Source organism: Paenibacillus hodogayensis, assembly GCF_039536325.1.
GTDB lineage: Bacteria > Bacillota > Bacilli > Paenibacillales > NBRC-103111 > Paenibacillus_AB > Paenibacillus_AB hodogayensis.
This window is the reverse complement of the sequence record NZ_BAAAYO010000021.1, coordinates 609208-620814: the sequence shown is the minus strand read 5'-3', so window position 1 is coordinate 620814 and position 11607 is coordinate 609208. Positions and strand designations below refer to the sequence as shown.

Below are 11607 nucleotides of genomic sequence, written 5' to 3'. Positions count from 1 at the left end.
TTCGTTACGTTAATTATCTAACGTTCCTTATTCGGTGTCCACTTTCTATGCTAACCGCAATGTTCATTGAAGTAACGGGCAGCTCAGCAAGAATTTATCTTTACCAATTATAAGGCTATCGGGGTACGTTATGATACTATCGGAAACTCATACCAATTGAACTGCGGGTGAAGAGATATTGAGCGCAAATAATGCTTTCGAAGATAATTTCTTTATGATTGACTGTAAGGATGTCTACCTAAGGGAGTACATACTTGATGATTTGGAAAAGTTCCATTCTTTATCATGGCAACCTGAAATACATGAATACTTGCCAGGTTGGAACGTATCTAAGGAGCAAAGAAGAAGATTGGTTTATAAACTACGAAATTCCAGGAAACAAACAGTTTCTAAATGCTGTATCGGAAGATGGGGACATTGGTGAACTCCGTCTTCGTTTGGGAATTATATTGAAAGGTACGGGAGACTTTATCGGTTGGTGCTGTACTGGAATAAAAGACGAATTGCCGACTCCAAACCGTGAGATCATGTTTGCAATTTCGAAGGACCATAGAGGTAGGGGTTATACTACGCAAGCAGCACAAGGGTTAATCAAGTATTTATTTAAAAATACGAACGTCGAGGTGCTTAATGCTATTGCTCTCTTTCGTAACGTATCGTCAAATAGAGTAATACAAAAATGCGGGTTTATTTTTAAAAATATTATCGAGGTTGATAACGAGAGATATATTTATTACAGGCTTAAAAAAAGTGAGTGGGAAATTATTGCTTAGTTCATAATACGACGGATACGATAGTTGAATAACCGGTAAGGCCGTAAACCCGAATCAACGCCACCGAAGCCAGCAGCCGCTCCTAGTATTCCCCGGTAGATGAGTGCGTTCAGCCAGCCATCGGAAAAAGGCCCGAAGACATTCCGAAGTCCGTGGCGGCAATTAACCATCACCATCCAATGGACTGTCGCCGAACCTTCAAAAGAGTATACGTCTTAAAGGCGGATCTAACAAAGACAATGACAACCCATTACATACAGCTGCGGCCAGCAAACAGGCGTGAGCAGCAGTCGGGGACAGCATGAAGCAGACGATCAGCGCAATGAGCTGGCTTTTGGAAACGATGCCCGAGAGAGAAATATATTTTCTTCATGAATCAAGATCAGAACAGTTGGTCTCGACTAAAAAGAAGAGTGGCACCGTTTCCTGCTTCGGTGGCACCCATACCGGTGCCGGATCCTGCTGTAGAAACAATTGTCTCGAGGATATTCTTTAGAACAACGAGATAAAGGATAGATGAAATTGCAATTGGATGAATGCGCTTTTCAAAAATAATTTTCAACAATATTGAAATGATAATTTTGTTTGTCAATAAAAATGGTCTAATTGTTTTTTAATGGATTTCTCATAATACCGAGAAAATCCATACGTGTAAAAGCTTATAGCGAACGACTCCAAATTTTAGGGGGACCAGAATGTGTTACGGTATAAGCAGGTGATCACCTAAACCATACCCTAGGAGGATATTATGAATAACACGAGAAAACACACTTTTGCAAAAGCGGTTGTTGTCGCCAGCATGAGTCTTTCTATGATGTTTTCCGGTAGCTTGTTCCTGACTTCTAACTCGGCGCATGCAGCCACCGTATCGTCTTCGTCTCTTGCAAGCAATATTATTTCGACTGGCCAACAGTTTATGGGGGTCCCTTACAAATTCGGATCTAAAACCGGAAATACAAGCACCTTCGACTGTTCGTCGTTCACGCAATACGTATATAAACTAAACGGTGTATCGATTCCTCGTTCGTCCCGGCAGCAGTCTACAGCGGGAACTTATGTACCTCGCGATCAGCTGCAGCCCGGAGATTTGGTCTTCTTTTACTCGCCTATTCACCATGTAGCGATCTATATGGGGAACGGAAAAATTTTACACACGTACGGTAAAGGCGGAGTCACCATTTCCGATCTTAACTCCGGAAATTGGAACAGGAACTATAATACAGCCCGTCGCGTGCTTCCGAGCAATGGACAAGTAGCAGCACAACCAGCACCTAATAATTCGGGTTCCGTTACTAAGCCAGATTCCGTTAAAAAATCAAACCAGGGGAAACCTTCCCAATCCTCCGGTCATGAATCCGATAATGGAAACGATCAAGGTGAACATTAAATGTATGCAAATAATGCCAAGGAATAGAGTTGCTTAGCTCTGTTCCTTGGCTTCTTTACAAGATTATAATAGTTCACGGGCTGTGATATATCGCTTTAGCCAATACGGGCTCCTCCATCTCGTAACGGTAACGCCGGGGGGCGATTTATAGGTGTTGAACATTCTCCCGTTGCCGATGTCGACTCCGACATGGCCTACCCTGTTATCGGAGTACCTGTCGCGCCGAAAAAAAATGAGGTCACCGGCTTCGATTTGGCTTCGTTGAATCGGCTTTCCCCGTCGGGATTGCTGCGTACTTGTTCGTGGAAGCTGTACTCCATTCCTGCCAAATATATATTGGGTATAAGAGGAACAGTCGAACCGCTTGCTTCTTGGATATGGACCGGCTCCGAATCGATAAGGGGTGCCGAGCAGAGATCTTCCTAGTCTCAGTATGGCCGGCGCCAACTCCACATGCTGTCGAACCCTCACGGGTTTTCGGGTACCGGCGGGAAGAATGGCATCGAAATCGATTGTGGGGATGATGACCTTGGTGTCGGGGCGTATCGGCTCCTTCAAATTTTTATTGACAGAAAGAAGTTTCTTAACTGTTGTGTTCAGCAATCTGGCAAGACTTCTTAACGTATCTCCGGCCATCGTAATGATGTACTTACCGGGTTGCCGAATCACGACTTGTTTTCGGGTAGGGCATTTCATTATGCCGACGTTGAATAGTCGGTTAATGGAGCGGAGACTGACATACGCGGTATTGCCATCGTTTACAAGAGAATCGACGGAGAAGGAAGTTCCTTCACGAATCGCAACACTGCCTCTTTGGGGAATCGACACCAATTCTGAACCATCGGTTACGGTAATATAGCGCCCAGATCTTCGTTTAATATCATACTCCAATATTTCGAGTACGTCCCTTAATGGAATATATTTGATATTATTGCGTGTTAGTAGTTGGATTCGGTTGAAGATTCTTTTGCGTCTCGAAAAGTAGTCTTTTTGGAATAAAACCAGTTGAACCAGCTCAGTGCCCATCACTCATCCCCCGCCTTCATTAGTGTTTTCTCGTTAGGATATTGCTTAACAAGACATTTCGTTATTTTTCCCATTAAAATGGGCATCCTAACGGGAGTGCTACTGATGAAGCTTTAATGTCATGTCAAATATGATCGAGAACGACTGTTTGCAACAGTAAGTAATCAAAAAGGTAGCCCAGAACGGACTACCTTTAACTGCAAAATTATCTTCTCCGTCTAAATACCAGAACATTTCCTCTAGACGACACAAGACGGAAACCATTAGCCAATAGGCAGCGTTCAGCAGCCAGTACTCTGCTTCCTACAGCTAAGAACCGTCTACATGGAGATGCACTACCTACAATACGGATTATTCGAATTATTCTAACGCCAGCTACTCTACGGAACACAATCCTTACAATATCAGTTCTAAAAACAGCCATGTCCATGACGGGCTTTTCTCCATTCGTTTGGCTTCTTGACGAGTGGTTCGGCAGTTCACATCGCTTACTTCGTCCAAGCGAGTAAAAGTGTTCATCATTGATGATTCCACCCTGCAGCGTAATCGCAGTAAAAAGGTGGAGTTGCTTGCCAAGGTGTTTGACCATACATTGCCCTTGTACATAAAGAGTTTATTCAGTAATGAAAGCTGCGAAAGTTGAGGATTTAAGATTTTTTCCACAAAGAAGTACAATTTCGTTGCAGTCCGACGAAAACATTCAAAGGGACACACTTGGATTGTAAGTGATCGAAAGATCCTTTCCGGTAAACAAGTTCGGATCATCCGAAGGTAAACAACTACAAAAAGTATGTTACAAGGTAATAGTATGGTACGAAGCGCTTTGGATGACTCCAAGTGCTTTTTTTTGTTGAACGGTGTGCATCGAAGTGCGCATCTTCTAGCAGATAAAACCCCAGTCAGATGGAATGCATTGTCAAAATCCAACCGACGTTTTACGCCTCGTGATATTTGTCGTTTGTAATCAGGAAGACAAAATCTGATATCGTTGGAAGACGAGGGCATACTATCTGTCTGGAGGGTAAGAAAGTTCTGGCCTTTGATACCATACCGTGAGCCAAGATATGAATACTGGCGCAAGTGACACGCTCGTGATCCAAAGTTTGTGCTAATTGCGGGAAGATGATGTTCTTCCTATATTGGTTAGGAATGAGAGCAGCAAAAAACTATAGGAGAGGACGGAAAACGTAATGTCGTTCCAAATCTTGATCGTAGAAGATGACGAAAACATCGCCCGATTGCTAGAACTGGAACTTGGCTATGAAGGCTTTCATGTCGGACGAGCGGACACAGGAAAGAGTGGCTTGAGCAAGGCGCTTAGCGATAATTGGGATCTGATACTACTCGACATCATGATTCCGGAGATGAATGGTCTTGAGGTACTTCGCCGGTTCCGACAAACGGATATCCGGACGCCCGTCATCTTGTTGACGGCTCGTGATGAGATACCCGATATCGTCAGTGGACTGGACCAGGGTGCGAACGATTACATGACGAAGCCGTTCGAAATCGAGGAGCTGCTGGCGAGAATACGGGCATGTATTCGTAGCAACCGTTTATCGGATAAGGAAACGATCGATCACGAAGCTCTGATTACCTTGAATGGGTTATCCCTTCATAAAAAAACACGAGAAGTGAAACGGGACGGTGCACGTATCGATTTGACACCCAAAGAGTACGACCTGCTTCTGTACTTGATGGAGAATCGAAATCAGGTTTTGTCGCGCGAGCAGATTATTAGTCACGTGTGGGGATTCGATTTTATCGGGGATACCAATGTGGTCGATGTGTATATTCGTTATTTGCGCAAAAAAATCGACTATCCGTTTGACGACCAACTGATTCAAACTTACAGGGGTGTCGGATATTCCATCAAGGAGTCCGAGAATGAGCATTAAAACGAAGGTAACGCTGTTGACTTCTATATGGCTAATCGGCATTTTGGTTGTAGTTAATTGTATCGTGTATGTTTCCTTTATACATATAGCCACCAATAATGAACGGGAGCTGCTTATTAACAAGGCGGAGAGTCTTCTTCAAAAATTTTCCGCCGCCGACTTGCTGGAAGGCGATTTGTCCGATTCACTGGCCTACTTCTTGCCCGACAACGGACTGCTGCGCATCGTAAATCGGGATGGAGTTGTAGTGCAGTCCGCGCGGAGCGATGACGGATCGATCAGCGTCGATTCAGAGTACGTCCGTTCTATGGAGACGGAGCTGTACCGTCAAGGCGATGAGCAAATATTAGTTGCCCGACTGCCGATACAAGAGGATGATGGTCTCGTGCTAGGTACGTTGGAAATGGCTGAGCAGTTGGAGGTGCTGGAAGGTAACATCAATATTTTGATCTCCATCTTGGTCGTATCCACCATATGTGCGATCGGCGTTTCGCTGCTAAGCGGAGTAATGCTTTCCAAATTGATTGTTAGGCCGATTTCGAACATGGTTCGAACGATGGAAGAAATCGAACAAAGTCTTGTTTTTCACAAAATACCGCTCACGGACGGCGGCAAAGACGAACTTTATATGATGGCCGCAACCTTCAATCGGATGATGGATCGCATCGAGCAGAGCTTCTTGCGCCAGCATCAATTCGTATCCGATGCGTCACATGAGCTGAAGACGCCGATAACGGTCATCGAAGGCTACGCCAAAATGCTTCAGCGGTGGGGATTGAAGGACGAAAAAGTCGGTCAGGAGGCGGTCAACTCGATTTATGGGGAAGCCGTCCGAATGAAAGCGATCGCACAACAGCTTCTCGATCTCGCAAAGCTGGAAAATGAATTTGAGATGGTCAAAACGGAAGTAGAGCTTGTGTCGATGTGTGAAGAGGTTGCTGGTATGCTGCGAAAATTGTTTCACCGCGAAATCCGGATTATACCATCAGACAACCGCTTAACGATAAAGGGGAACCGAGTGCAGATTAAGCAACTGCTAATGATCATCTTGGATAACGCCATCAAATACAGTCAAAAGCGAATCGACCTCATCTTGACTTCAGCAACCTTCGGGGACACCACTATTCCGGGTGTTGAAATCCGTATAAAGGATTATGGAATTGGCATTCCGCGGGATGAGCTTACGCGCGTGTTCGAACGATTTTATCGCGTAGACCAAGCCCGGCACCGCAAAACCGGAGGTACGGGACTAGGGTTATCGATCGCTAGAGCGATCGTGCATCGGCATGACGGAGCAATCCGCATTGAAAGCGAAGAGCATGAAGGAACGGAAGTTATCGTATTTTTGCCCTCTCAGTAGAGAGGGTTCTTTTTTTCTCATCCATTTCTCATATTGTTCTTATAGTCCTATCAGATTGATTCGATACAATACGATGATGAACGGTAGAGAGGTGACGAAACGATGTTAAGAACAGAGCTTTTGTCAAAAAGATACGAAAACGGATTTATGGCAGTGCGGCAAATGAGCATCCACGTACGTAAAGGGGACGTTTACGGCTTTCTTGGACCGAATGGCGCCGGCAAGACGACCACAATACGGATGATGACCGGTCTTGTTGAGCCAACTTCAGGAAGTATTTGGGTGGATGGCGTTAATATATCCGGACGGCAAACGGAAATTCGCCAAATGATTGGAGTGCTGCCGGAATCCCACGGTTTTTACCGATGGATGACAGGACGTGAATATTTACTGTTCTTTGCGAGCATGTACGGATTGCCCCGTTCGCTCGCGGGAAGTCGGGCCGACGAGTTGTTGGAACGCGTTGGTCTGAAGGACAAACGGCATTCACCGGTCAAACAATATTCGCGGGGTATGAAGCAGCGTCTTGGTATTGCAAAAACGATGATTCATCAGCCGAAACTGATGATTTTGGACGAGCCGACTTTGGGGCTCGATCCTCAAGGACAACGAGATATCCAACAATTGATTCGGGAATTGAACGAAGACACGAACGTTACTGTGTTCATCACATCACATCTGCTCAAAGAAATTGACGAAATTTGTAACCGCATTGCGATCGTCAAAAACGGCATGCTGCTTGAAGAAGGAACGGTAACGGATTTGAAAGCAAACTATAGTCGGGATGGGGAAATTCCTTCGCTGGAAGAAGTGTTCCTCAAGTTGACCGCTTCGGACAGGGGGTAAAGCCATGTATGGGAATATGCTGCGTAAAGAAATGAGGGAGCTGTTGTTTTCGGTCAAAGGAGCGATTTGGCTGCTGATCGCCACGTTTTTGTTTAGTGCTTTAACCTATAGCTTTGTTACGGTAAAGGAACTAAGCAGGCTCGCTCAGGTAGAGATTGTAATGACATTTATGAAAGCAGCGCTCGGCTTCGGGTTATTGGTCACGGTGATCATCGCCGCGGGATCGGTTGCCGGCGAGAAGGAGCAAGGGACGTTGGAAAGCTTGATGCTTGCCCCGTTGACCCGGTTTCATTTGATTGCGGGAAAATGGTTGGGCATTCTCGGTGTATGGTCGGTCGTGGCGGCGATCGCTGCGCCGTACATGGTCGCCCTTTCCCTAGGAACTTCGCTATTTCCGATCATTGCCATTGTATGGTTCGGCTTTGGTACGCTTGTCGTGGCGGCATTCTCGGCCATTGCGATTTCGATCTCCTCGCTGCTTCATTCGAGCCGAAACGCGATTTTGTTATCGGTATCGATATTTTTCTTGCTGGTGTTGCCCGTTTTTCTCGGAACAACGATGAAGAGAACGGGATTCGGGTCCTACCTCGACGCGGTCAGTCCTTTATCCGGCGTGATGAGAATCATGAAGAGCTTGCTAGTCGACAAGCAGTCGATCGGTTTCGCGCTAGCGCATTCGTTATCGGTTCCGATATTCGCCTTGGCGGCATTCATTTGCCTCGGGATTGCCGCAAAGAAATTAACATTGTTGGGTGGTGAATGATGATGTTGCGCAAATCGGTTGTCGTCCTGGCTTTATTCCTTTTGTTAGGCATATCGCTTCACCCGGAGCCTACCGTATATGCCGGCGATTCCGCTCTGAACGTCGAGTTGCTTGCTCCCAAGCGTGTGGATGGAGTTCCTGGTATCGATCAAACGATACGAGCCAAGATTACGAACAGCTCTGACATTACCATTTCGGATGTAATGACTTATATTACGATGGCCGATCTTGGCAAGCATATGACAGTTAATCTGGAAGATTACGGGGCGGATAAGCCGGTCTTGATCGGTACTTTGAGTCCGCACGAATCGAAAACCGTGGAACTGCCGGTTCGCTTCGTGTATATAAGTCATTACTTGTTGTACGTGACGGCGGTCTCCTCCCAACTAGAGGGTATCCAATCGAGTCTGTCCATTCCGGTCGCGATTATCGGCAATTCGACTATGGACCCTGCCCTCGCGAACATCGTCACGTTTGGCATGCCGGTTGTCGTGCTTCTGTTGATTGGAGGGTTATACATTTGGAGGAAAAGACAAAGGGGGCGGGTTTGATGGACTGGAGCGCCTATTTACTGCATCTGGGCTTTATACCCATTTTGTTCCTGTTCGTATTCGGTGTCATGGGGATTCTTCCCGTACCGGAAGAAACGTATATGATTGTAATGGGCGTTTTGATTGCCCACGGGTCGATGAAGTACGCCACGGGCTTATCAGCGGCTTTCCTTGGGACGGTCATCGGGATGACGTCCGCTTATATGCTTGGTAGATGGCTCGGACCGAACATCATTAGGAAGGTCGGCCGCAAAATCGGCATTTCCGATGAAAGATGGACCAAGCTGGAAGCATGGAATAGAAAACATGGGAAGTGGACGCTTCTATTTGGTTACTTTGTCCCCGTTTTTCGTCTGCTGACCGCGTATTCTGCTGGTATCGGCCACATGTCTTATCGGAGATTCGCGATTGGCGCTTATACCGGTGCTGCCATGTGGACATTCCTGTTCGTAACCGTCGGGGTTATGGCTGGAAAAGGATGGCATATGCTGTCCTTTATTCATCACTAGAACGGGAGTGGAATGAGATTATGCATGCGATATTAGAATTCATTACAGGTTGGCGTTCTTGGTTGGCCAACACAATGGGTGTTTGGGGGATATTTATTGGGATGACGCTGGAGAGTGCTTGTATCCCGATTCCGAGCGAAGTCATTATGCTGAGCGGGGGAGTAATGGCGGGACAAGGCCGCCTTACGTTAACGGAGGTCGTCGTTGCCGGGGTACTCGGCAATGTCACAGGTTCCGCAATCGCTTATTTCGCGGGCGCCACTATGGGCAGAAACTTATTCGGCAAGTATGGGAAATACATCTTCTTTCGAGAACGCCATAAGGAGAAAGCCGAACGATGGTTTGCGAGATATGGAGAATGGACCGTTTTCTTTACGAGAAATTTGCCGTTCATCCGTACCTTTATTTCATTGCCCGCTGGACTCGCGCGGATGGGATTCCCGAAATTTATACTGTATACGGTACTTGGTTGCATTCCATGGAACTGGGCCCTTGCGTTTCTAGGACTCAAGCTCGGCTCCAATTGGCAGACGGTAGATCGATACTTACGGCCAGTCAGCTACTTCATAGCAGGAGTGATCGCGATTTCACTAGCGCTCTGGATTTACCATGCCTTCCGGACACGGAGACGCATCTTGTGAATCGATTATTAAATTAAAGCTGGATTGAGACTGGAGGAGGACGAGATGATATCTTTACTGCAAATCGATTACGACATGTTCCGATTCATTAATGGTTTAGCCGGACATTCAAATGTATTGGACGGCACTATGCGTTTTTTTTCACAACAGGCGGAATACTTATTCTTTATAGGCATCCTTGTCTATTGGTTGACCCGTTCGAAGACGAATCGGCTCATGGTGCTGGAAGCGTTAACGTCGGCATGTACCGCATTTGGCGTGGGCTTTCTCGTTAGCCATATTGTATACCGCGACCGGCCCTTCGTTGTTCATTCGGTCCATCAACTGATTGAGCACGCGGCCAACGCTTCATTTCCAAGTGATCATGCGATCGGTGCATTCGTCATTTCCGTGTCGATCTGGACGTTTCGCAGAAAGGAAGGATGGGTATGGCTCGGCTTGGCCGTCTGCATTGCGTTTTCCCGCATTTGGACGGGTGTACATTACCCAACGGATGTGATGATGGGAGCTATTATCGGAGTGGTGTCTTCGATCTTCATTCATTTTCTCTTCGCAAAGTCGCGGTATATAAGGACATGTACCTCGGCTTGCCTTACACTATGGGAGAAGCTGGAGAGGCGACTGGGAATCAAATGGGGTGCTTAAACGAATGGGAAAGCAACGGACGACGATTTATGGTCGAGGCAATTCGGCAGTCCAAATGCAGTCGAATTGGATGAGAAACGTCCATTTGTGTTAAAGGTGGATGGCATGGAAGAAATGAAAGCAGAATCCCTTATATTATCGACTGGAGCTTCTGCAAATTTACTAGGAGGCATTCCAGGGGAAAAAGAGTACATTGGTCGGGGCGTCAGCACATGTGCTACGTGCGATGGTTTTTTCTTTCGTAATAAAGAAGTTTTGGTTGTAGGTGGTGGAGACTCCGCAATGGAAGAAGCTAACTTCTTAACCCGGTTTGCCTCGAAAGTGACGATTGTACATCGGCGTAGCGAACTACGAGCATCAAAAATCATGCAAAATCGTGCCCGTCAAAATAATAAAATCAGCTGGGCACTAAGCAAAGAGCCAACTGAGATTTTGGCTGATGACCGGGGAGTGACTGGCCTTCGAGTCAGAAATGTGGAATCCGGAGCACAAGAAACTATCAGAGCCGACGGGGTCTTTATTGCTAAGGGCCATACTCCTAATAATGTTTTTCTAAATGGGCAAATTGAAACAGACGAAAAAGGCTATATCAAGGTCATTCCAGGTACAACTCAAACGGCGATTCCAGGCGTATTTGCTTGCGGAGACGTTCAGGATTCCCATTATCGGCAAGCCACCCAATGCATACTTATCAAATACTTACGAAAAGACCTGAACGAGCTTTAGAAGTATCACACAAAGTTCAATGGACAAACAACATCTGGCAAGGAACAAGTGTAGAAAATAATCGAGTAACCGGCAGAATTGATATTCTACGCGAAATACCAGCAAAAGTAAGATTCATATCATGCGAACCGTTAATTGGTCCGCTTAATGATTTGAATTTACTAGGTATACATTGGGTTATTGTTGGCGGTGAGTCTGGACCCGGTTCACGAAAGATGGAGGAACAGTGGGTTAGAGACATTCAAGTACAATGTGCTGCTTCCGAAGTGGCCTTCTTCTTTAAGCAATGGGGTGGAGTTCATAAACATTTAACCGGACGGTTACTAGATGGTAAAGAGTGGAGCGAGTTTCCCGTCTAATAATGAAAATTTATAAGGTTTGCATTAAAAATTCAATTTTTTTTGTATTTACCCCCCGCGCGCAACAGCTCTCAGCGCGCGGGGTGTTTTCGCTGGCGGGCATTGAGTGCTATTTTTAAATTA

At 46.1% G+C, this 11607-nt stretch carries 10 protein-coding genes and 3 pseudogenes; 12 read left to right on the top strand and 1 reads right to left on the bottom strand.

The features are described from left to right. Window positions 1-214: 214 nt before the first annotated feature. Window positions 215-773: pseudogene (locus ABD796_RS35565) on the top strand (GNAT family N-acetyltransferase). A 748-nt stretch (window positions 774-1521) separates the two neighbouring features. Continuing rightward, window positions 1522-2010, top strand: a pseudogene (locus tag ABD796_RS35560) (C40 family peptidase); the annotation flags it as partial. Between the two features lie 213 nt (window positions 2011-2223). Here the strand turns inward: ABD796_RS35560 and ABD796_RS35555 are convergent. Then, entirely contained in the window at window positions 2224-2796 is a 573-nt protein-coding gene (locus ABD796_RS35555; protein WP_344917570.1) for a C40 family peptidase, read from the bottom strand. Between the two features lie 1580 nt (window positions 2797-4376). On the opposite strand from ABD796_RS35555, the gene ABD796_RS35550 reads away from it, so the two are divergent. The 10 genes and pseudogenes from ABD796_RS35550 to ABD796_RS35505 all read left to right on the top strand — a co-directional run bounded on the left by ABD796_RS35550 (window position 4377) and on the right by ABD796_RS35505 (window position 11484). Further along, entirely contained in the window at window positions 4377-5084 is a 708-nt protein-coding gene (locus tag ABD796_RS35550) for a response regulator transcription factor (protein WP_344917524.1), read from the top strand. Further along, window positions 5074-6444, top strand: coding sequence for a HAMP domain-containing sensor histidine kinase (locus tag ABD796_RS35545; RefSeq protein ID WP_344917522.1), 1371 nt, complete (start codon window positions 5074-5076; stop codon window positions 6442-6444). The genes ABD796_RS35550 and ABD796_RS35545 overlap by 11 nt, the downstream gene beginning before the upstream one ends. A 102-nt stretch (window positions 6445-6546) precedes the next feature. Beyond that, window positions 6547-7290 (top strand): ABC transporter ATP-binding protein, encoded by a 744-nt coding sequence (locus ABD796_RS35540; RefSeq protein WP_344917520.1) that lies wholly within the window; start codon window positions 6547-6549, stop codon window positions 7288-7290. Window positions 7291-7294: 4 nt separating this feature from the next. Then, entirely contained in the window at window positions 7295-8053 is a 759-nt protein-coding gene (locus ABD796_RS35535; RefSeq protein WP_344917518.1) for an ABC transporter permease, read from the top strand. Beyond that, window positions 8053-8604 carry a hypothetical protein gene (locus tag ABD796_RS35530; RefSeq protein WP_344917516.1) on the top strand — a complete coding sequence of 184 codons (552 nt, stop codon included), beginning with the start codon at window positions 8053-8055 and terminating at the stop codon, window positions 8602-8604. The genes ABD796_RS35535 and ABD796_RS35530 overlap by 1 nt, the downstream gene beginning before the upstream one ends. Next, the gene (locus tag ABD796_RS35525) at window positions 8574-9113 is read left to right on the top strand and encodes a DedA family protein (RefSeq protein WP_344917514.1); all 540 of its coding nucleotides are present in this window, start codon (window positions 8574-8576) and stop codon (window positions 9111-9113) included. The genes ABD796_RS35530 and ABD796_RS35525 overlap by 31 nt, the downstream gene beginning before the upstream one ends. 17 nt (window positions 9114-9130) lie before the next feature. Next, window positions 9131-9754, top strand: a complete 624-nt coding sequence (locus ABD796_RS35520; protein ID WP_379120867.1) for a DedA family protein — start codon at window positions 9131-9133, stop codon at window positions 9752-9754. A gap of 45 nt (window positions 9755-9799) precedes the next feature. Beyond that, window positions 9800-10399, top strand: coding sequence for an undecaprenyl-diphosphatase (locus tag ABD796_RS35515; RefSeq protein WP_344917510.1), 600 nt, complete (start codon window positions 9800-9802; stop codon window positions 10397-10399). Window positions 10400-10474: 75 nt separating this feature from the next. Continuing rightward, window positions 10475-11125 (top strand): annotated as a pseudogene (locus ABD796_RS35510) (NAD(P)/FAD-dependent oxidoreductase); the annotation flags it as partial. Continuing rightward, window positions 11080-11484 (top strand): DUF5131 family protein, encoded by a 405-nt coding sequence (locus tag ABD796_RS35505; protein WP_344917508.1) that lies wholly within the window; start codon window positions 11080-11082, stop codon window positions 11482-11484. The pseudogene ABD796_RS35510 and the gene ABD796_RS35505, both read left to right, overlap by 46 nt. The last annotated feature ends 123 nt before the right edge of the window (window positions 11485-11607 follow it).

Coding starts and splice junctions, on each gene's coding strand:
- ABD796_RS35555 (WP_344917570.1), bottom strand. CDS start 2,796: ATGGCCGGAGATACGTTAAGAAGTCTTGCCAGATTGCTGAACACAACA.
- ABD796_RS35550 (WP_344917524.1), top strand. CDS start 4,377: ATGTCGTTCCAAATCTTGATCGTAGAAGATGACGAAAACATCGCCCGA.
- ABD796_RS35545 (WP_344917522.1), top strand. CDS start 5,074: ATGAGCATTAAAACGAAGGTAACGCTGTTGACTTCTATATGGCTAATC.
- ABD796_RS35540 (WP_344917520.1), top strand. CDS start 6,547: ATGTTAAGAACAGAGCTTTTGTCAAAAAGATACGAAAACGGATTTATG.
- ABD796_RS35535 (WP_344917518.1), top strand. CDS start 7,295: ATGTATGGGAATATGCTGCGTAAAGAAATGAGGGAGCTGTTGTTTTCG.
- ABD796_RS35530 (WP_344917516.1), top strand. CDS start 8,053: ATGATGTTGCGCAAATCGGTTGTCGTCCTGGCTTTATTCCTTTTGTTA.
- ABD796_RS35515 (WP_344917510.1), top strand. CDS start 9,800: ATGATATCTTTACTGCAAATCGATTACGACATGTTCCGATTCATTAAT.
- ABD796_RS35505 (WP_344917508.1), top strand. CDS start 11,080: ATGCATACTTATCAAATACTTACGAAAAGACCTGAACGAGCTTTAGAA.